This window comes from Streptomyces sp. NPDC005761, assembly GCF_040630635.1.
GTDB lineage: Bacteria > Actinomycetota > Actinomycetes > Streptomycetales > Streptomycetaceae > Streptomyces.
The window spans coordinates 1-19478 of the sequence record NZ_JBEXXX010000004.1; the positions used below are offsets into that span (position 1 = coordinate 1).

General features: G+C 72.2%; 18 protein-coding genes and 1 pseudogene. 13 read left to right on the forward strand and 6 right to left on the reverse strand.

What is annotated here, in order from left to right:
• Positions 1-131 precede the first annotated feature (131 nt).
• Complete coding sequence (locus tag ABZ434_RS05330) at positions 132-413, reverse strand: Lrp/AsnC ligand binding domain-containing protein (RefSeq protein WP_136328375.1); 282 nt, start codon at positions 411-413, stop codon at positions 132-134.
• A pseudogene (locus tag ABZ434_RS05335) lies at positions 410-1188 on the reverse strand (rhomboid family intramembrane serine protease). The gene ABZ434_RS05330 and the pseudogene ABZ434_RS05335 overlap by 4 nt, the downstream one beginning before the upstream one ends.
• Positions 1189-1348: 160 nt before the next feature.
• Here ABZ434_RS05335 and ABZ434_RS05340 point away from each other — a divergent pair.
• From ABZ434_RS05340 to ABZ434_RS05360, 5 genes are all read left to right on the forward strand, one after another.
• The gene (locus ABZ434_RS05340; protein WP_014156692.1) at positions 1349-1591 is read left to right on the forward strand and encodes a hypothetical protein; all 243 of its coding nucleotides are present in this window, start codon (positions 1349-1351) and stop codon (positions 1589-1591) included.
• Positions 1592-1627: 36 nt separating this feature from the next.
• Positions 1628-2989 carry an NYN domain-containing protein gene (locus ABZ434_RS05345; protein WP_359132554.1) on the forward strand — a complete coding sequence of 454 codons (1362 nt, stop codon included), beginning with the start codon at positions 1628-1630 and terminating at the stop codon, positions 2987-2989.
• Between the two features lie 284 nt (positions 2990-3273).
• Positions 3274-4299, forward strand: a complete 1026-nt coding sequence (locus ABZ434_RS05350; RefSeq protein WP_359132245.1) for an NlpC/P60 family protein — start codon at positions 3274-3276, stop codon at positions 4297-4299.
• 237 nt (positions 4300-4536) lie between these two features.
• Positions 4537-5571, forward strand: a complete 1035-nt coding sequence (locus ABZ434_RS05355) for an NlpC/P60 family protein (RefSeq protein WP_359132246.1) — start codon at positions 4537-4539, stop codon at positions 5569-5571.
• A 16-nt stretch (positions 5572-5587) separates the two neighbouring features.
• Positions 5588-6841 carry a hypothetical protein gene (locus tag ABZ434_RS05360; protein WP_359132247.1) on the forward strand — a complete coding sequence of 418 codons (1254 nt, stop codon included), beginning with the start codon at positions 5588-5590 and terminating at the stop codon, positions 6839-6841.
• Here ABZ434_RS05360 and ABZ434_RS05365 read toward each other — a convergent pair.
• Complete coding sequence (locus ABZ434_RS05365; protein WP_359132248.1) at positions 6798-8069, reverse strand: glycosyltransferase family 87 protein; 1272 nt, start codon at positions 8067-8069, stop codon at positions 6798-6800. The genes ABZ434_RS05360 and ABZ434_RS05365 overlap by 44 nt on opposite strands.
• Positions 8070-8170: 101 nt before the next feature.
• Between ABZ434_RS05365 and ABZ434_RS05370 the strand changes: the two genes are divergently transcribed.
• Positions 8171-9313 (forward strand): glycosyltransferase family 4 protein, encoded by a 1143-nt coding sequence (locus tag ABZ434_RS05370; RefSeq protein ID WP_359132249.1) that lies wholly within the window; start codon positions 8171-8173, stop codon positions 9311-9313.
• A 57-nt stretch (positions 9314-9370) separates the two neighbouring features.
• Here ABZ434_RS05370 and ABZ434_RS05375 read toward each other — a convergent pair whose 3' ends face one another.
• Positions 9371-11167 carry an AMP-dependent synthetase/ligase gene (locus tag ABZ434_RS05375; protein WP_359132251.1) on the reverse strand — a complete coding sequence of 599 codons (1797 nt, stop codon included), beginning with the start codon at positions 11165-11167 and terminating at the stop codon, positions 9371-9373.
• 280 nt (positions 11168-11447) lie between these two features.
• Here ABZ434_RS05375 and ABZ434_RS05380 point away from each other — a divergent pair, with 280 nt between their 5' ends.
• The 6 genes from ABZ434_RS05380 (at position 11448) to ABZ434_RS05405 (ending at position 16458) form a co-directional block, all read left to right on the forward strand.
• Positions 11448-12254, forward strand: a complete 807-nt coding sequence (locus ABZ434_RS05380; protein WP_359132254.1) for a metallophosphoesterase — start codon at positions 11448-11450, stop codon at positions 12252-12254.
• Between the two features lie 111 nt (positions 12255-12365).
• Positions 12366-12815 carry an SRPBCC family protein gene (locus ABZ434_RS05385; protein ID WP_148017697.1) on the forward strand — a complete coding sequence of 150 codons (450 nt, stop codon included), beginning with the start codon at positions 12366-12368 and terminating at the stop codon, positions 12813-12815.
• Positions 12816-12819: 4 nt separating this feature from the next.
• On the forward strand, positions 12820-14034 hold the full coding sequence (locus tag ABZ434_RS05390) for an ArsA-related P-loop ATPase (protein WP_359132255.1): 1215 nt from the start codon (positions 12820-12822) through the stop codon (positions 14032-14034).
• A gap of 83 nt (positions 14035-14117) precedes the next feature.
• Positions 14118-14576: a DUF5304 domain-containing protein gene (locus tag ABZ434_RS05395; RefSeq protein ID WP_359132258.1), complete on the forward strand. Its 459-nt coding sequence runs from the start codon at positions 14118-14120 to the stop codon at positions 14574-14576.
• Between the two features lie 73 nt (positions 14577-14649).
• Positions 14650-15591, forward strand: a complete 942-nt coding sequence (locus ABZ434_RS05400; protein WP_350998474.1) for an ROK family glucokinase — start codon at positions 14650-14652, stop codon at positions 15589-15591.
• A gap of 78 nt (positions 15592-15669) precedes the next feature.
• Positions 15670-16458, forward strand: coding sequence for an endonuclease/exonuclease/phosphatase family protein (locus tag ABZ434_RS05405; RefSeq protein WP_359132260.1), 789 nt, complete (start codon positions 15670-15672; stop codon positions 16456-16458).
• A gap of 574 nt (positions 16459-17032) precedes the next feature.
• On the opposite strand, the gene ABZ434_RS05410 is transcribed toward ABZ434_RS05405, so the two are convergent.
• Both ABZ434_RS05410 and ABZ434_RS05415 read right to left on the reverse strand, forming a co-directional pair.
• Positions 17033-17719 (reverse strand): hypothetical protein, encoded by a 687-nt coding sequence (locus tag ABZ434_RS05410; protein WP_359132262.1) that lies wholly within the window; start codon positions 17717-17719, stop codon positions 17033-17035.
• On the reverse strand, positions 17712-18491 hold the full coding sequence (locus ABZ434_RS05415) for an alpha/beta fold hydrolase (protein WP_359132264.1): 780 nt from the start codon (positions 18489-18491) through the stop codon (positions 17712-17714). Before ABZ434_RS05415 ends, ABZ434_RS05410 begins: the two co-directional genes overlap by 8 nt.
• Before the next feature lie 198 nt (positions 18492-18689).
• Here ABZ434_RS05415 and ABZ434_RS05420 point away from each other — a divergent pair, with 198 nt between their 5' ends.
• A complete protein-coding gene (locus ABZ434_RS05420; RefSeq protein WP_359132266.1) occupies positions 18690-19451 on the forward strand; it encodes a lysophospholipid acyltransferase family protein in 762 nt (253 codons plus the stop codon).
• The last annotated feature ends 27 nt before the right edge of the window (positions 19452-19478 follow it).

The following is a 19478-nucleotide window of genomic DNA, read 5'->3' on the forward strand; positions in this document are numbered from 1 at the left end:
TTTCCGCTCCCACCCCTTTTAATACCCACCTTCTTTTCCTCTTTTCCCTCCCCCGCTCTTTTCCCCATACCCTCGGTGGGGGGGGCTACGGACAGCGGTCCGTACCCGGCCGAACGTGCTGACGGCGGGCCCTAGGCGTCCAGGCCGATGGCGAAGGCCGCTTCCAGGTCGTGCTGCGAATAGGTACGGAACGCCACGTGTGTGTCGGTTCCCTCGACGCCGGGGATCTTGCTGATCCGGCCGGGGATGACATCGGCGAGATCGTCGTGCTTGGACACCCGGACCATGGCGATCAGGTCGTAGGTACCGGTGACCGAGAAGACCTCGCTGACGCTGTCGAGCGCGGCGATGGCCTCGGCGATCTCGGGAATCCGGTCCACGCTGGTTTTGATGAGCACGATCGCGGTGATCACGGCTTGCTTTCTCCCTCGGTGGCCGTGGCTGGAGACTTCACTCTAGGGCCTTGTGGCCGGGTCCTGTCGGGCGCGCGGGGTCCTGGGCCCCGCGCCGGTAGCGTCCCCAGGCGTAGAGGAAGCCGGTGGCGAAGCCGACCACATGGGCGAGGTAGGCCACCCCGGGCCCGCTGCCCGCCCCCTCGGCCGCCACCCACTGCAGGGCGAACCAGAAGATCAGCACCATCCAGGCGGGGAAGCGCAGCGGCAGGAACAGCAGGAACGGGAACAGGCTGGTCACCCGGGCCCGGGGGAAGAGGTAGAGGAAGGCCCCCAGGACGGCCGAGATCGCCCCCGACGCGCCGACGAGCGTCTGGTCGGAGGCGGAGTGCGCGGCCGCGTAGGCGAGCAGGGCGAGATAGCCGGAGCCGAGGTAGAAGAACGCGAACTCCGTGTGGCCCATGCGCTCCTCGGCCATGGCCCCGAACACGTACAGGAACAGTATGTTGCCGAGCAGGTGCAGCCAGCTGCCGTGGACGAACAGTGCGGTGAGCGGGGTGAGGACGGCGTGCGCCGAGCCGTTCCACAGCTCGCTAGGGATCACGCCCCAGCGTTCGAAGTACCCGGCCTGGGCGGCGAGCAGGGCGTCCGCGGTGCCGTAGACCGGGTTGAACCCGGACAGCGGGCTGATCACGAAGACCACGCAGCACAGGGCGATGAGGGCGTAGGTCACCGGTGGCCCGCCCGAGGTGGCCGCCCGCAGGATTCTGCCGGCCGCAGTCCGCCGATCGATCATGAACAGAGCATGACGCAAGCGGAGGGAACGGGACAGACCGCCTCGCCGTGCCGGTGGGAAGCACTGAGGCCGTAGGGTTACAAGAGGACATCCGCAGTTCGACGGCGCACCGCGAGATCCTTGTCCGGCAGCTCACGGCTCGACGAAAGAGGACGCAACGATGACGACGGTTCCCCAGCCGACGGACGGGACCCGCTGGCGCTGCACGCTCTGCGGAAACCTGACGCGGTTCGACGTGACGCGGTCCTCCAAGGTCGTCGAGTACGTTCACCTCGACCTGGCCGGTGAGTCCAGCGTCGAAGAACGCGAGGTGGTCAGTGAGACCATCGAGTCGGTGCGCTGTCGTTGGTGCAACGCGGTGGACCAGATCGAACTAGTCGACAGGCCTGGTGCCGACTCCTGACGGGGCCGTGCGGACATAAAAATGAGGTGACGGATGGTGGAGCAGCCCGCTGGCGGCGCCACGCCGGCCGATGAGGCCGGCGACGCCGTGGAGGTGCTCGACCGCCCGCTGCCCGAAGGTGTGCGGCGTCGGGTCGTCGCGCTGGTCTCGGACGCGTTCGGCGGTCTCACGGTCACCGAACTCCCGGCCCAGCTCCGACAGTACGCCCGCTTCACGCCGACCCGGCGCGCCAAGTTCGCGGGGAACGCCATGGCGGCCGCGCTGGAGGGCGACGCGGCCTTCCGCCGACGCATCGGTGAACGGCTGAAGGAGACCCAGCCGGAGCTGGCCGGCGCGCTGGTGGCCGGGTCCCCGCCCGCCGCCGCCGAGCCCGTCGACGTGGCGGCGGCGGCCTATGTGCTGCGCCCGGCCGGCTGGGTCAAGCTGGTCGCCGCCGCGGGCGAGGAGGCCGAGCGGGCCGGCGCGGAGCGGGCCGACGAGGAGATCCGGCTCGAACTGGAACGGCTGCGCGAGGAACTCGCCCGGGCCCGCGCCCAGACGAAGGGCGACACCGAACGGCTCCGCGCCGAACTGGACGCCGCCCGCAAGGAGGCCGACTCGCTCCAGCGCAAGCTGCGCAGCGCGGCCAACGAGGTCAAGCGCGGCGAGGCGGCGCTGCGGCGCGGCAAGGCCGAGAGCGATGCCCTGCGGGCCGAGGCGGCCGCCCAGGTGTCCGCGGCCGAGAGTGAGACCCGGCGGCTGCGGACGAGGCTCAGCGAGGCGGAGGCCGCCGTCGAGGCGGGGCGCCGGGCGGCCAGGGAGGGGCGCTCGGTCGAGGACATGCGGCTGCGGCTGCTGCTGGACACGGTGCTGGAAGCGGCCGGCGGGCTGCGCCGCGAACTGGCTCTGCCGCCCTCCTCGATGCGTCCCGCGGACAGTGTGGACGCGGTGGAGCCCGGCCGCATGTCGCCCAAGGACATTGCCGCCAGGGCCCTTTCGGAGACCGATCCGGCGCTGCTCGACCAGTTGCTCGCGCTGCCACAGGCCCATCTGATCGTGGACGGCTACAACGTCACCAAGACCGGCTATCCGCAGATGCCCCTGGAGAAGCAGCGGCTGCGCCTGCTGGGCGGCCTGTCGGTGCTCGCGGCCCAGACGGGCGCCGAGATGACCTGCGTCTTCGACGGGGCCGAACTGGCCGCTCCGGTGCTGCTCGCGCCGCCGCGCGGCGTGCGGGTGCTGTTCAGCAAGCCGGGTGTCACGGCGGACGAGGTCATCCGTCAACTGGCGCGTGCGGAGCCGCCCGGGCGGCCCGTCGTGGTCGTCTCCACCGACCGCGAAGTGGCCGACGGGGTCGCGAAGGCGGGGGCCAGGCCCGTTGCGTCCGTCTTGCTCCTGAAGCGGCTTTCGCGCGTCTAGTGCGTGTTGGGCGGACTTGCCGGACATCGGGGAACGGACCGTCAAGTCACCGCTACGCCCTGTGTGGTGTGGGTAAAGAAGTACCTGCTGTGACGAGATTTTTCCTGTGAGGATTTGAACTGATCACAAGATGGTCACTAAGGTCGGGCCTCGAACCTTCACACGGTTGACCACCCATCCGGGGTGGCAGTGAAGGAACCGCCGAGGCCGTGACGTGCACGGAGCTGGGGATTCATCTCCCCCATAGCCCGGTAGGCGGCTCGAGGAAGAAGGAGCTCGCCTTCGTGGGGTCCCACCGTCGTCCCAAGCGCCCGAGCCGCACCCGCGTGACCGTGCTCACCGCGACCGCTGCCGCGGCCGTGGCCCTGACCTCCCAGGCGGCGCACGCCGACCCCAAGCCGACCAAGAGCGAGGTCAAGGAGAAGGTCGACAAGCTCTACGAAGAGGCGGAGCAGGCCACCGAGCAGCACAGCCTGGCCAAGGAGAAGCAGGAGAAGCTCGAGAAGCAGATCGGCGCGCTCCAGGACAAGGTGGCCCGCGGTCAGCAGGAGCTCAACAACCTCCGCTCCGGCCTCGGTTCCCTCGCCGCCGCGCAGTACCGCTCCGGAGGCATCGACCCCTCCGTGCAGCTCTTCCTCGCCTCGGACCCGGACAGCTTCCTCGACCAGGCCTCCGCACTCGACCAGTTGACGGCCAAGCAGGCCGAGGCGCTGTCGAAGGTGCAGGAGAAGCAGCGGTCCCTCGCGCAGGAGCGCAAGGAGGCCCAGGACAAGCTGAGCGACCTCGCGCAGGTCCGCAAGACGCTCGGTGAGAAGAAGAAGAAGCAGCAGGGCAAGCTCGCCGAGGCGCGCGAACTGCTCAACACCCTCACCCAGGCCGAGCGCGACAAGATGCGCGCGGACGACCAGCGCGCCAGCCGCGACGCGGGTACCCGGGTCGACCTCGGCAACGAGGCCCCCGCCTCCGGCCTCGGTGCCGCCGCGCTTCAGGCCGCCGCCACCCAGATCGGCAAGCCGTACGCCCCGGGCCAGGCCGGCCCCGGCTCCTACGACTGCTCGGGCCTCACCATGTGGGCCTACGGGCAGGCCGGTGTCAACATCACCCGCACCACGTACACCCAGATCAACCAGGGCACCCGGGTCGGGCAGAGCCAGCTGAAGCCGGGCGACCTCGTCTTCTTCAACGGCAACCAGCACGTGGGCATCTACGCGGGCGGCGGTTCGGTGCTGCACGCCCCGCACTCGGGCGCGTACGTCCGCTACGAGTCGATGAGCACCATCGGCAGCTTCTACGGCGCGGTGCGCATCTGACCACGCCCGAACGGGCGAATTCCCGCGCCCCGTACTGACAGCCGCCCCGCCGGAGACCACAGGTCACCGGCGGGGCGTCACTGTGTGTGGCCCCTGCCGGACCGGCGTGGTCTTTGTCCGCTCCGTGATCACGCGACTACTGTCTGCCTGCCGTGCAGCTCCCGTGCGTCGGTCCGCCCGCCCCGGGTGGCAGGGGCTGCGCACGTCTGCGTACAGCGGAAGGGAGTGCGGCGTCCTGTGGTGTCCCATCGCCGTTCCACACAGCCCGGCACGAGCCGGAGCGTCCGGGTGAGCGTTCTGTCGGCCGCGGCGGCGACCGCCGCGGCGACGCTCGGCGGGGCCACCGCGAACGCCGAGCCGCAGGACACACCGCGGACCGCCGGTGCCCGGGTCGACCGCCTCTTCACCGAGGCCGAGCAGGCGACCGAGCGCTACAACAGGGCCGGCGAGAACATCGCTCGGCTGCGCGGCGAGGTGAGCCGGGCCCAGGACCGGGCGGCCCGGGGCCAGGAGCGCATCAACCGGATGCGTACGGAGATCGGTTCGGCCGCCCGCGAGCAGTACCGCTCCGGGGGCATCGACCCCTCGCTCGCCCTGCTGCTCTCGTCCGACCCCGACGGCTACCTCGACGGGGCCGCCACCCTGCACCGGGTCGACACCCGTCGGGCCACCGCCCTGGCCGGCCTCCGCAAGGCCCAGCAGGCGCTCGCCCAGACCCGTGCGGAGGCGGCCCGCTCGCTTGCCGGCCTGGAGCGCAACCGGGCGGCCGTCAGCCGCCACAAGCGCACCGTCGAGCGCAAGCTCCGTCAGGCCAGGGACTTGCTGAAGGAGCTGCCCGGGGCCGAGCGGGCCGCGTTCGAGCGGGCCTCGCGCACCGGCCGCGACGGCGGAGCAGCCGGCCCGGTGGCCGGTCTGCCCGCGGGGTCGGCCCGGGCGGAGGCCGCCGTCGTGGCCGTCCGGCAGGCGCTGGGCAGCCCGTACGTCTGGGGCGCGAACGGACCTTCCGGATTCGACTGTTCCGGGCTGATGCAGTGGGCGTACGCGCAGGCCGGGGTGAGTCTGCCGCGGACCTCGCAGGCCCAGCGGTACGCCGGCCGCATGGTGCCGCTCTCCGAGGCCCGCCCCGGCGACCTCGTCACCTACCGGGCGGACGCCAGCCACATCGGCATGTACGTGGGAAACGGCCAGGTGATCCACGCCCCGTACCCCGGAGCCCCGGTCCGGTACGACCCCGTCGGCATGATGCCCGTCTCCTCGGTCACCCGGGTCTGACCGTACCCTCGGTCATGTGGCTGATCAGGGGCGTACCGCGGGGCGGACGCGCGGCGGACGACGGCGGGCGGCGGGCGCCGTGCTCGCCGCGCTGCTGTGCGCGGCCGCCTGCGCCGCCCCGGCCGACCGGGCCCCCGACACCACCGCCCGCGACATCCGGGCCACGCTCGACCGCCGGGCAGCCGCCGTGCTGCACCACGACGAGGACGCGTACGTCGCCGTCGTGGACCCGGACGCCACCGCGCTGCGGAGCGCTCAGCGCAAGGAGTTCGGGCGGCTGGCGGACGTACCGCTCGGCACCTGGACGTACCGGGTGACCGACCTCACCGCGCACGGGGCCGACCGGGCCACCGCCGAGGTACGGCTCGGATACCGGATCGAGGGCTACGACACCGCGCCCGTCTTCGTCGACCGGGTGCTCGGCCTGGAGCGCGACCCGGCCGACGGTCGCTGGTACCTGACCGCCGACCGGGCCGCCGACGGCGGGGTCGGACAGCTCTGGGAGCAGGGTGAGGTGGAGGCGGTGCGCGGCACGTACAGCCTGGTGCTGGGGGTAGGGCGGTCCCGGGACGAGCTGAAGGCGATCGCCGCGACCGCGGACCGGGCGGTGCCCGACGTCTCCGCCGCCTGGCCGGAGCACTGGGCGGGGCGGGTCGTGGTGCTGGTGCCCGGCACCGTGACGGACATGGCGGAACTCCTCGGGTCGCCCGCCGCGAACTACCGGGGCATAGCGGCCGTCACGACCGGCGAGACCGGCGGTTCGGGCAAGGCCCCCGCAGACCGTGTGATCGTCAACCCCGAGGCGTACGCCATGCTCGGCGCCTTCGGGCAGCGCGTCGTCCTCACCCACGAGACCACCCATGTGGCCACCCGCGCCGACACCTCCGCCGCCACCCCGGCCTGGCTCTCCGAGGGCTTCGCGGACTGGGCCGCCTACCGGGGCGGGGAGCGCACCGCCACGGAGATCGCCCCCGAACTGGGCGACGCCGTCCGCGGCGGCGACGTGCCCGCCGCACTGCCGACCGACGAGGACTTCGGCTTCGCGGAGGACGCGGACCGGCTGGCGAGGGCGTACGAGGGCGGCTGGCTGGCCTGCGAGCTCATCGCCGAGCATTGGGGCGAGGAGAAGCTGTTCGCCTTCTACCGGGCCGTAGGAGGGCACTCGGGGCGGGACGGAGCGGTGGAGCAGGCCCTGCACGAGGTGCTCGGCACCACTCCGCAGGACTTCACGGTGCGCTGGCGGGAGTATCTGGAGAGCCGGTTCGGCTGAGCCGGGGCGGGACGGGGGCCGCGCCCGCGGCCGGAAGACCGCCGGCCGGGGCGCGCACGGTGTCCCGCCACAGCCGTCCGCACGCGAGCAGGGACGCCGCGACCAGCAGCCCGTTGCGCACGAACATCAGCGTCACGCCCGTCGCGTCGCCGGCCACCACATGGCCGAAGCCGAGCGGGAACTCCAGCTGGGTCACACCGGTCGCCACCAGGACCAGCGCCGCCGGCCAGGCCATCCGGCTCTCCCGGAAGACCAGGCACACCGCGGCCAGACCGACCAGCCACAGCATGTACTGGGGGCTGATCACCCGGCTCGTGGTGGTGAACAGCAGGACCGCGGTGAACGCCGCGTCCGCCGTCGTACTCACCCCGAACGTGCGGGCCCGCAGCCGCCACACCAGCAGCCAGCCGAACGCGAGCAGGCTCAGCCCCAGGGAAAGGGTGCTCACCAGCGGCACGTGGGGCCCCAGGAACTCCAGCGAGCCGTAGTGCAGCTCCACCCGGCCCTGCCAGCCGAACTGCCGCGCCACGTGGAAGACCAGCGCCCCCAGCGACTCGACCTCGGTGCCCCGGTCCCGCTGGAAACCGAGGAACGCCAGCGCGCCCGGCGCCGCCGCGGTGCACAGCACCAGCAGCCCGAAGGCCACCCCGGCCGCCGTCGCCCACGCCAGGCGGGTACGCCGGCCCCGGGCGGTGCCGGCGAGCAGCAGTGCCGGCCACACCTTCAGCAGTGCTCCGAACGCCGCCAGCGCCCCCAGCACCCGAGGATGCCGGACGCCCGCCAGCAGTGCCGCCACGGCGACGGCCGTCACCATCACGTCGTACCGGGCGTACGCGGTCGTGCCGAGCAGCGGCACTCCGGCCACCCACACCCAGGCCCCGGCGGTCCGCCGGGCGGCGCCGCGGCCCGCGTACAGCAGCAGGCCCAGCACCAGCGCGTCACACAGGAAGGCCAGGACGAAGAAGGCAGACGTGTAGTCCAGGAAGGGCAGCAGGCCGGGGGAGAGGATCGCGAGCGCGGCGGCCGGCGGGTACTGCCAGGTGACGTCGGACTGCGGATAGCTGCCCGACCTCAGCACGTCGTACCAGCCGTGGTAGATCACCGACACGTCACTCGTCACGTCCGGCCCCGGCACCGTGATCACCTTGATGACGCAGAGGAGGAGCAGGGACCTGGTGAGCGCCCACACCACGAAGGCCGCCGGCCGTGCCCCGCTCGATCCCGCCATGACCCGCCCTCGTCCGTCCCGTTCGTCGTACGAGGAGCCATGATGCCCGTCCCGTCCGTGCGGGAGCCATCAAGCGGGGCCGCCCGGTACTGTCGGCGGCGATGGACAAGACCTTGATCGTGACCAATGACTTCCCGCCCCGCCCCGGTGGAATCCAGGCGTTCCTGCACAACATGGCGCTCCGCCTGGACCCGGAACAGGTCGTCGTCTACGCCTCGACCTGGAAGCGCGGCGCCGAGGGCGCGGCGGCGACCGCCGCGTTCGACGCCGAGCAGCCCTTCACCGTGGTCCGCGACCGTACGACGATGCTGCTGCCGACCCCGCGGGTGACCCGGCGTGCCGTGCAACTGCTGCACACCCACGGCTGTTCCTCCGTCTGGTTCGGAGCAGCCGCCCCGCTCGGCCTGATGGCCCCGGCGCTGCGCCGGGCCGGAGCCCGCCGGCTGGTGGCCACCACCCACGGGCACGAGGCCGGCTGGGCCCAGCTGCCGGCCTCCCGTCAGCTGCTGCGGCGGATCGGCGAGGGCACGGACACGATCACCTACCTCGGCGAGTACACCCGCTCCCGGATCGCCGCCGCGCTCACCCCGGCGGCCGCGGGCCGCATGGTCCAGCTGCCGCCCGGTGTCGACGAGAAGACCTTCCACCCGGACTCCGGCGGAGACCGCGTCAGGGCCCGGCTCGGGCTCACCGACCGGCCGGTCGTGGTCTGTGTCTCCCGGCTGGTGCCCCGCAAGGGCCAGGACACCCTGATTCTCGCGATGCCGGCGATCCTGGCCGAAGTGCCGGACGCCGTCCTGCTGATCGTCGGCGGCGGACCGTACGCCGGCCGGCTGAAGAAGCTGGCCGCTCAGACCGGGGTGCAGGACTCGGTGCGGTTCACCGGACCGGTGCCGTGGGAGGAGCTGCCCGCGCACTACGGGGCCGGCGACGTCTTCGCGATGCCGTGCCGCACCCGGCGCGGCGGGCTCGACGTGGAGGGCCTCGGCATCGTCTACCTGGAGGCGTCCGCGACCGGCCTGCCGGTCGTGGCGGGCGACTCGGGCGGCGCCCCGGACGCCGTGCTCGACGGCGAGACCGGGTGGGTGGTGCGCGGCGGTTCGGCCGAGGAGACGGCGGAGCGGATCGTGCTGCTGCTCGGCGACGCCGAGCTGCGGCAGCGGATGGGGGAGCGGGGCCGCGCCTGGGTCGAGGAGAAGTGGCGCTGGGACCTGCTGGCCGAGAGGCTCAGGGCGCTGCTCTGAACGCCGTAGGGGCACGCACCGGACGCGGTGCGTGCCCCTACGTACGCGTCGCACGGGTCAGGCGCGGTAGATCGACTCCACCTCGTCCGCGAAGTCCTTCGCCACCACGTTCCGCTTCAGTTTCAGCGACGGCGTGATGTGGCCCGCCTCCTCCGTGAACTGGGCGGCCAGGATGCGGAACTTGCGTACCGACTCGGCCTTGGACACCGCGGCGTTGCCGTCGTCGATCGCGCGCTGCACCTCGGCCAGCAGCTCCGGGTCCTCGCGCAGCGACAGGGCGGTCGAGCCGACCGGCTTGCCGTGCTCCTCGGCCCAGTGGCCCAGGAACTCCTCGTCCAGCGTCACCAGTGCGCCCACGAACGGGCGGCCGTCGCCGACCACCATGCACTCCGCCACCAGGGCGTGCCCGCGGATGCGGTCCTCGATGACGGCGGGAGCGACGTTCTTGCCGCCCGCCGTGACGATGATCTCCTTCTTGCGGCCGGTGATCGCGAGGTAGCCGTCCTCGTCGAGCGTGCCGATGTCGCCGGTGTGGAACCAGCCGTCGGCCAGCGCGTCGACCGTCGCCGCCTCGTTGTTCCAGTAACCGGAGAACAGGTGCTCGCCGTGCAGCAGCACCTCGCCGTCGTCGGCGATCCGCACGACGGAGCCGGGCAGCGGCTGGCCGACGGTACCGATCTTCTGCCGGTCCCACGGATTGAAGGCGGTGGCCGCACACGACTCGGTCAGGCCGTAGCCCTCCAGGACGGTGAAGCCGATACCGCGGTAGAAGTGCCCGAGCCGCTCACCCAGCGGCGCGCCGCCGGAGATCGCGTACTCGCCGCGCCCGCCGAGAACGGCCCGCAGCTTGCTGAAGACCAGCCGGTCGAACACCTTGTGCTTGAACTTCAGGCCCACGGACGGGCCCTGCGGCGTGCCCAGCGCGCGGCTGTAGGCGATCGCCGTGCTCGCGGCCTTGTCGAAGATCTTGCCCTTGCCGTCGGCCTGCGCCTTGGCACGGGCCGAGTTGTAGACCTTCTCGAACACCCGCGGCACCCCGAGGATCAGGGTCGGCTTGAAAGCGGCCAGCTCGTCGGTGAGGTTCTTGATGTCCGGTACGCAGCCGAGCTTGATCGGCGCCATCACGGAGGCGACCTCGACCAGCCGGCCGAAGACGTGCGCGGCAGGCAGGAAGAGCAGCACCGAGCAATCGCCGGTGCGGAACAGCGGCTTCAGCCGCTCCACCACGTTGCCGCACTCCGCGAAGAAGCTGCGGTGCGTCAGCACACAGCCCTTGGGGCGGCCGGTGGTGCCCGAGGTGTAGACGATCGTGGCCGGATCGTCCGCCTTGGCGCTCACGCTGCGCAGATCCACGGTCTCCTCGGAGACCTCGGCACCCGACGCCGTCAGCTCGTCGATCGCGCCCTTGTCGATCTGCCACACATGGCGCAGCCCCGGCAGCCCGTCGCGCACCGAGGCGACGGCCTCGGCATGGGCATCGCTCTCGACCAGGACCGCGACCGCGCCCGAGTCGCCGAGGATCCACTGGACCTGCTCGGGGGAGCTGGTCTCGTACACCGGCACGGTGACGGCACCCGCGCTCCAGATCGCGAAGTCCAGCTGCACCCACTCGTAGCGGGTACGGGACATCAGGGCGACCCGGTCGCCGGGCTCGACCCCTGCGGCGATCAGCCCCTTGGCCGCGGATCTGACCTCGGCCAGGAACTGGGTGGCCGTGACGTCCGTCCAGACGCCGGCCACTTTGCGGCTCATCACCGCGACGTCGGCATGCTGAGCGGCATTGCGGCGGATGAGATCCGTCAGGTTGCCGTCCGAGGGGACCTCGTACAGGGCCGGAAGGCTGAACTCGCGCAAGACTGCTGCTCCTCATCGGGCTCCGGTGCCACGGCTCTGTGTGACGCACCGGCTGCGGTCCAAGATCGGGGGTGCTCAGTGGGGTGAGCACGACTGGACTGCCCGGACGTTACCCACCGGTACTCGGTTCCGGATAGGGGGTTCAGGCCAGATGTCTTATGCGTCACACATATCGGTGGTCCTCATCCGCACAGTAGTGCACCTCGTTCAACACCCGGAGGTAACCGCAGGTCCGGCCGCCTCTACCCACCTGGGTGCCGGGAGTTCTAGGGTGATCGTCATGCGAGCAGGACCGAACAGCCGGAGCACGTCCACGGGTCGGCGCACCCGCGTCCACGTGGTCAGCGACGTACACGGGAACACCGAGGCGCTGGCCCGCGCGGGGGACGGCGCCGACGCCCTCGTCTGCCTGGGTGACCTGGTGCTCTTCCTCGATTACGCCGACCACTCGCGCGGCATCTTCCCCGATCTCTTCGGCGTCGAGAACGCCGACCGGATCGTCGCCCTGCGCACCGAACGCCGCTTCGAGGAGGCCCGGGACTTCGGCCGGGAGCTCTGGGCGGGGCTGGATCGCAACGCCGCGATCGTGGCCGCGGTACGCAAGCAGTACGCCGAGATGTTCGCCGCGCTGCCCACTCCGACGTACGCCACCTACGGCAACGTCGACATCCCCGGTCTGTGGCCCGAGTACGCGGGCCCCGGCACCACCGTCCTGGACGGCGACCGCGTCGAGATCGGCGGCCGTGTCTTCGGCTTCGTCGGCGGCGGCCTCCAGACCCCGATGCGCACCCCCTACGAGATCAGCGACGAGGAGTACGCGGCCAAGATCGAGGCGGTCGGCCCGGTCGACGTGCTCTGCACACACATCCCGCCCGAGGTCCCGGAGCTGACGTACGACACCGTGGCCCGCCGCTTCGAGCGCGGCAGCCGGGCCCTGCTCGACGCCATCCGGCGCACCCGCCCCCGCTACTCCGTGTTCGGCCACGTGCACCAGCCGCTGGTCCGCCGGATGAGGATCGGCGACACCGAGTGCGTGAACGTCGGCCACTTCGCCTCGACCGGCCGGCCCTGGGCGCTGGAGTGGTGACCACGGCCCCGCGCGCCCAGGCCCTGGGACGAGGCGCGGCGCTCACGCGATAGCCTTCTGGCGGCAGGCCTCTGCCGACCGACCGGTACACCGCACTGGAGGGCCACAGCGATGGCTGAACACACCAGCTCGAGCATCACGATCGAGGCGGCACCGGCCGACGTCATGGGTGTGATCGCCGACTTCGACCGCTATCCGGAATGGACCGGAGAGGTCAAGGAGGCCGAGGTCCTCGGCACCGACGACCGGGGCCGCGCCGAGAAGGTCCGCCTCGTCCTGGACGCCGGAGCGATCAAGGACGACCACACCCTCGCCTACACCTGGATCGGCGACTACGAGGTCAGCTGGACCCTGGTCAAGTCCCAGATGCTGCGCGCCATCGACGGCTCGTACGCGCTCGCGCCGCTCGGCGACGGCGACCGCACCGAGGTCACCTACCGGCTGACCGTCGACGTCAAGATCCCGATGCTCGGCATGATCAAGCGCAAGGCCGAGAAGGTCATCATCGACCGCGCCCTGGCCGGTCTCAAGAAGCGTGTCGAGTCCGTCCCGAAGGCCTGACCCGGTGCGTACGGTCCTGGTCACCGGGCTCGGCGGAGCCGGCCGCAGCACCGTCGCGGCGGCCACCGCCCTGGCCGGCGCCCGCGGCGGCGCACGCACCCTGCTGATCTCCGCCGACGCCCTGCCCGGTTTCCCGTCGGCCACCGAACCCACCGTGGTCACCGACGGCCTGTGGTCCGTCCGGATCGACTCCGGCGCGCATTTCCGCGACGAACTCCTCACCCTCCAGGACCAGTTGTCCGGCGTGCTCGACCTTCTCGGCGGCAACCGCATGGACGGCGAGGAACTCACCGAACTCCCCGGCAGCGCCGAATTCGCCCTGCTGCACTCCCTGCGCCGCGCCGCGCAGGGAGACTGGTCCCGCGCCGGCTACGACCTCCTCGTCGTCGACCTGCCACCGCTGCGCGAAGCCCTCGCCGTGCTGGCCCTGCCCGGACAGCTGCGCCGCTACCTGCGCCGGCTGCTGCCCCGGGAACGCCAGGCCGCCCGCGCCCTGCGCCCCATGCTCGCGCAGCTCGCCGGTGTGCCCATGCCCGCAGAGTGGCTGTACGAGACCGCCGCCCGGCGCGACGCCGAGCTGGCCGGGGTCCAGGCGCTGATCGAGGACCGCGCGACGACGCTCCGGCTGGTCGCCGAACCGGGCCCGGCCGCCGAGGACGCCCTGCGCGCCGCCCGCACCGGGCTCGCCCTGCACGGCCTGCGGGTGGACGCACTGGTCGCCAACCGGGTGCTGCCCCGGCACTCGTCCGACCCCTGGTTCGCCGCCCTTTCCGCGCAGCAGGACAAGTGCCTCGACCACTGGCACGAAGAACGGTTCGCCGAGGCCCCACCGCTGCGGGTGCCCCATCTCGGCCGCGACCCGCAGGACCCCGGCGACCTCGCCGGCCTCGCGGACGACACGCCGGACCTCACCCCGGACAGCCGCGAGGGCGGCCGCGCCGAGGACCCCTGGTGGATCGAGGAGGCCGGAGCGCCCGAAGGCCAGGACGGCGCCGACGGCATACTCGTCTGGTGCCTGCGCCTGCCGGGCGCAGTCAAGAAGGACCTCCACCTGGTCCGGCGCGGCAGCGAACTGCTGCTCACCGTCGGACCGTTCCAGCGCATCGTGCCCCTGGAGTCCGCACTGCGCCGCTGCACCGTCTCCGGCGCGGCGCTCACGGACGGGGTGCTGCGTGTCCGCTTCACGCCGGACCCCGCACTGTGGCCGAGGACGGGCTGAACGCCCCACCACCGTTCGGGTACCGTCGTTGGTAGGGGCCCCGGGCACCGGGCCGCCGTTCCACCACGTCGCAGGAGTCCGCCATGAGCGAAGCCACCGATCGTCCCGTCGACGACGACGCGTGGGCGCAGGCCTGCGCCGAGGACCTCGCCGCCGAGAAGGCCCGCCGCCGCGCCGAGTACGGCCCGCCGCCCGGCTCCGCCGCCGAGGAACTGCGCAAGCTGGTGGACGCCGTGGCCGACAAGCTCGGGTCGCTCCAGACACCGCTGTTCGGCGTGGCGGCCCAGGGGGCCGTGCAGCAGGTCATCAAGCAGGCGAAGTCCGCGGTCGAGCCCGTCATCGAACGTAATCCGGACGTTTTCGATCACATCGCCGCGGCCGGCAGTGAACTGCTGGCCGCATACCGCTCCGCGGTCGAGGGGCAGGAACGCCGCTGGACCCAGGGTGCGGGGGACCCCGCAGGCTCGGAAAAGAAGGCGGAGGACGCCGCCGACCCCCGTGATGAGGGGCCCGGAGCCGGCGAACACATCGACCTGGACTGACCGGCACCGACAGGGCGGGGCCCGGCCTCGGGTACGGTTGCCCCAGCGGGGCTCGACCGAAACTGAGGGATTCATGGGACTCACCATCGGCGTCGATATCGGCGGCACGAAGATCGCAGCAGGAGTGGTGGACGAAGAGGGCCACATCCTCTCGACCTTCAAGGTGTCGACCCCGCCGACGGCCGAAGGCATCGTGGACGCCATCGCGGCGGCGGTGTCCGGCGCGAGCGAGGGGCACCCGGTCGAGGCGGTCGGCATCGGTGCGGCCGGATACGTCGACGACAAGCGGGCCACGGTGCTGTTCGCGCCGAACATCAACTGGCGGCACGAGCCGCTGAAGGACAAGGTCGAGCAGCGCGTCGGCCTCCCGGTCGTCGTGGAGAACGACGCCAACGCGGCAGCCTGGGGTGAGTACCGCTTCGGCGCGGGCCAGGGCCACGAGGACGTCATCTGCATCACGCTGGGCACGGGCCTCGGCGGCGGCATCATCATCGGCAACAAGCTGCGCCGCGGACGCTTCGGCGTGGCCGCCGAGTTCGGCCACATCCGGGTCGTCCCGGACGGCCTCCTCTGCGGCTGCGGCAGCCAGGGCTGCTGGGAGCAGTACGCTTCCGGCCGCGCCCTCGTGCGGTACGCGAAGCAGCGCGCCAACGCCACCCCCGAGAACGCCACGATCCTGCTCGCGCTCGGCGACGGCACGGTCGAGGGCATCGAGGGCAAGCACATCAGCGAGGCCGCCCGGCAGGGCTGCCCGGTGGCCGTCGACTCGTTCCGAGAGCTGGCCCGCTGGGCCGGCGCCGGGCTGGCCGACCTCGCCTCGCTCTTCGACCCGTCCGCCTTCATCGTCGGCGGCGGTGTCTCGGACGAGGGCGAACTGGTCCTCGACCCGATCCGCAAGTCGTTCCGGCGCTGGCTGATCGGCGGCGAGTGGCGCCCGCACGCCCAGGTGCTCGCGGCCCAACTGGGCGGCAAGGCCGGGCTGGTGGGCGCGGCGGACCTGGCCCGGCAGGGCTGATCCGACCGGACACGGACACACCGGACGCCCGTCGCGCCCCCTCGGGGAGCGGCGGGCGTCCGCCGTATCGTGAACCGCATGGCCATGATGTCGCTGCCCGAATCCCGCACCGAGCAGGACGGCTCGGCCGTCGTCAGAGTGCTCAGCTACAACATCCGGTCGATGCGCGACGACTGCGCCGCACTGGCCCGCGTGATCCAGGCCTGCGCACCCGACCTGGTTCTCGTCCAGGAGGCGCCGCGCTTCTTCCGCTGGCGCAAGGCCGCTGCCCGGCTCGCCGCCCGCAGCGGCCTGGTGATCCTCGGAGGCGGTGCCACCGCCGCCGGCCCCCTGCTGCTCTGCTCGCTCCGCGCCACGGTGGAGCGCACCGAGGACATCCTGCTGCCGCTCACCCCGGGACTGCACCGCAGGGGCTTCGCCACGGCGGTGGTCCGGATCGCGGGCGCCAGGATCGGCGTACTGAGCTGCCATCTGAGCCTTGACCGCACCGAACGCCTCGCCCAGGCCAAGCGGCTGCTGGAGACGGTGGACGCGATGGGTGTGGACCACGTGGTGGTGGCCGGTGACCTCAACGACGTACCGAGCGGGCGGGCGTTCCGGCTGCTCGCCGGGCGGTTCCAGGACTGCTGGACGGTACGGCCCCGGGGCGGCGAACACACCTTCCCGCCGCACGCCCCGCACAAGCGGCTCGATGCCGTCTTCGCGACCGACGGCATCGAGGTGCTCGGTTGCGGGGTGCCGACGGGGCTGCCCGGGGTGTCCGGGGCCGACCTGCTGGCCGCGACCGACCACCTGCCGGTGCTGGCCGCACTGCGGGTGCCGGGCCCCTCACAGGGCGGCGGCTCCCCGCTCGCCGGACGGGCTTGATCGCAGCGGGTTCAGGGTGCGTGCGGGGCTCCTGGGTGCGGGGTTCCGTCCTCAATCGCCGGACGGGCTTGTGTGCGGGTGCCCCGCGGGGCGCTGTTGTCCGGGGGGTGGGGGTGGTGCCCCTCCGGGCAGACTCCTCAAAAATGGCGTGTGCACCCGACGACGCACTTGAACCCGGGTCGTACGCCATTTTCTGCGGGGACTGCCCTGCACGTCCCCACCCGCCATCACCCGCGTCTGCACCCCGGCGAATCAACCGCCGCAGACGCAGGACGGCCGGGGCCGGGGGCGTGCAGGGGAGTCCCCGCAGGACGACGAACACCGACCCGGGTCCCTCGCGTACCGGCTGAACGTTCGTCGTCTGAGGAGACGCCCCGGAGGGACCCCGGACCCCCACCCCCCGGGCAAACGCGCCGCCGGGGCGGGGCACCCGCACCACCCAGCCCGTCCGGCGATTGAGGACAAGACCCCCGCCCCGGAACGGGGCAACCCGAAAGGGGACCCGCACCCCGCAGGGACCCGCACCCCGCAGGGACCCGCACCCCGCAGGGACCCGCACCCCGCAGGGGCCCGGTCAGACGACCGCGCCGCGGCCGGGGTCGTCCCCGTCCTCGTCGTCGTGCTCCATCCGTGCCACCAGCGTTGCGAAACCGCCCAGGAAGCCGCCGACACAGACCGTGGTCAGCCACCAGGTCATCTCCCACTGCAGCAGCACCGCCAGCAGCAGGAGGACCGGACCACCGATCACCGCGAGCCAGGCGAACTTCGCCGTGACGTCGGCCTCGGGCAGCGGCGGCGGCTCCGGCGGCACGAAGTGCCCCTCGCCGCTGTCGTCATCGTCGTCGATGTCGCCCGCGGCGGGCTCCGCGGGCTCGTAGTCACGCGGACCGCCGACGCCCGGGGCGAAGACCACCGAGCTGCCGAGCGTCTTCTCCGGTGGCTTGGGCGGGCGCTTCCCGAGGCCCTTGTCCGGGTCCGGAGCGGTGGTGTCCTCCTCCGGGAGTGCGAGGTCCTCGACGGACCGGAAGGGCCTCGCGCCCGGCGGGTCCGGCGGCTCCTCCCCGTAACCCTCGACGATCGCCTTCCAGACGGCGTCCTCGTCGACCGGGCGTTCGCCCTCCGGCGCCGCCCCGGGCGTGGGCGCGGGCGGGGTCTCCGGAGCAGGCGCACCGCCGCCCTCGTCGGGGACGGCCGTCCCTCCGGCGGGGAGCGGCTCGCGCTCCTCCTCGCTGCCTGTGCGCTCCGCGTCGTGCTCAGCCACCGGACGTGCTCCCCTTCATTCCGACGCTCGGAGCGAGGCGGCCGATGAACGAGTGGCTCTCGTCGAAGATCCGCTCCGCATCGTGGTCCAACGTCGCGACGTGGTAGCTCTGTTCCAGCAGGATCTCCTCGACGTCCGTCGACGACACCCGGCTCAGGATCCGGGCGGTGTCGGCCGGCGGCACGACATGGTCCTGCGGGCTGTGCAGCAGCAGGATCGGCTGGGTCACCTGGGGCAGTTCGGCGTCCACCAGCCGGAAGAACTTCCGCAACGAGTACGCCGCGTGCAGCGGCACCCGGTCGTAGCCCAGCTCGTGGGAGCCCTCCAGGGCGATGTCGCTCGTCAGGCCCTTGGTCGTCGGCACCAGATGGCGGACGACAGGCAGGGCGTGCGCCGCGAGACCGTGCACCTTGTTGGCCGGGTTGACCAGCACGAGGCCGCGGACGGCGTCGCCGTGCTTGGCCGCGAGCCGCAGCGACAACGCGCCGCCCATGGAGAGACCGAACACGAAGACCTGCTCGCACCGCTCCAGCAGCGCCCGCAGCTCCCGGTCCACCTCCGCGTACCAGTCCTGCCAGCCGGTCACCTGCATGTCTTCCCAGCGCGTGCCGTGTCCGGGCAGCAGCGGCAGCGAGACCGTGAGCCCGCGCTCCGCCAGATAGTCGGCCCACGGGCGCAGCGACTGCGGGGAGCCGGTGAATCCGTGACAGAGGAGGACGCCGACCTCTCCGCCCTCGTGGCGGAACGGCTCGGCTCCAGGAAGGACCGGCACGGGGGTCTCCTGTTCGTGAGGCTCGAAGGGGGAGCGAAAGGGGGGAGTGAAGAAGGATTACTTCACCGTACGCGACCGGGCCGACACCGACCAGGGCCGTCACCGGGCGGGGCCGGGGGCGCCCTGCCCGTGCCGGGCGGGAGTGGGGACCTCGGCACGGGTTAAGGTCTGTCGGACAGCACACAGGAGGCACCCGAGTTGATCTACGGCGCTATGAAGTTCTCCATCGGCGGGTCTCTGAAGCTCGCCTTCAGGCCGTGGGTGGAGGGCCTGGAGAACATTCCCGCGCAAGGACCCGCGATCCTCGCCAGCAATCACCTGTCGTTCTCCGACTCCTTCTTCCTGCCCGCCGTCCTGGACCGCAAGGTCACCTTCATCGCCAAGTCCGAGTACTTCACCGCGCCCGGGGTCAAGGGAAAGCTCACCGCCGCCTTCTTCAAGGGCGTCGGACAGCTCCCGGTGGACCGCTCGGGCGCCAGGGGGGCCGGTGAGGCGGCGATCAAGGCGGGGATCGAGGTCATCGAGAGCGGCGGACTGTTCGGTATCTATCCGGAGGGCACCCGGTCGCCCGACGGCCGCCTCTACCGCGGCAAGCCCGGCGGTCTCGCCCGGGTGGCGCTCGCCACCGGTGCGCCGGTCATCCCCGTCGCGATGATCGACACGGAGAAGATCCAGCCGCCCGGCCAGGTGATGCCGAAGCTGATGCGCCCGGGGATCAGGATCGGCAAGCCGCTCGACTTCAGCCGCTACCACGGCATGGAGGGCGACCGCTTCATCCTGCGCTCGGTCACCGACGAGGTGATGTACGAGATCATGAAGCTCTCCGGCCAGGAGTACGTCGACATCTACGCGACCGCCGCCAAGCGGCAGCTCGCCGACGAGGCGAAGCACCGGGCGGAGGCCGCCAGGAAGGCCGCCGCCGGGCGGGACGAGCCGGACAGGGACCGCGGCGGCGCCTGAGCGAGCGGCGGGTCCGTCCGGGGGTGG

Excerpts from the sequence above, each read along its gene's own strand:
- ABZ434_RS05340 (WP_014156692.1), top strand. The coding sequence starts at position 1,349 with ATGACGACGGTTCCCCAGCCGACGGACGGGACCCGCTGGCGCTGCACG.
- ABZ434_RS05365 (WP_359132248.1), bottom strand. The coding sequence starts at position 8,069 with ATGGCGGGATCGAGCGGGGCACGGCCGGCGGCCTTCGTGGTGTGGGCG.
- ABZ434_RS05370 (WP_359132249.1), top strand. The coding sequence starts at position 8,171 with ATGGACAAGACCTTGATCGTGACCAATGACTTCCCGCCCCGCCCCGGT.
- ABZ434_RS05380 (WP_359132254.1), top strand. The coding sequence starts at position 11,448 with ATGCGAGCAGGACCGAACAGCCGGAGCACGTCCACGGGTCGGCGCACC.
- ABZ434_RS05385 (WP_148017697.1), top strand. The coding sequence starts at position 12,366 with ATGGCTGAACACACCAGCTCGAGCATCACGATCGAGGCGGCACCGGCC.
- ABZ434_RS05395 (WP_359132258.1), top strand. The coding sequence starts at position 14,118 with ATGAGCGAAGCCACCGATCGTCCCGTCGACGACGACGCGTGGGCGCAG.
- ABZ434_RS05400 (WP_350998474.1), top strand. The coding sequence starts at position 14,650 with ATGGGACTCACCATCGGCGTCGATATCGGCGGCACGAAGATCGCAGCA.
- ABZ434_RS05405 (WP_359132260.1), top strand. The coding sequence starts at position 15,670 with ATGGCCATGATGTCGCTGCCCGAATCCCGCACCGAGCAGGACGGCTCG.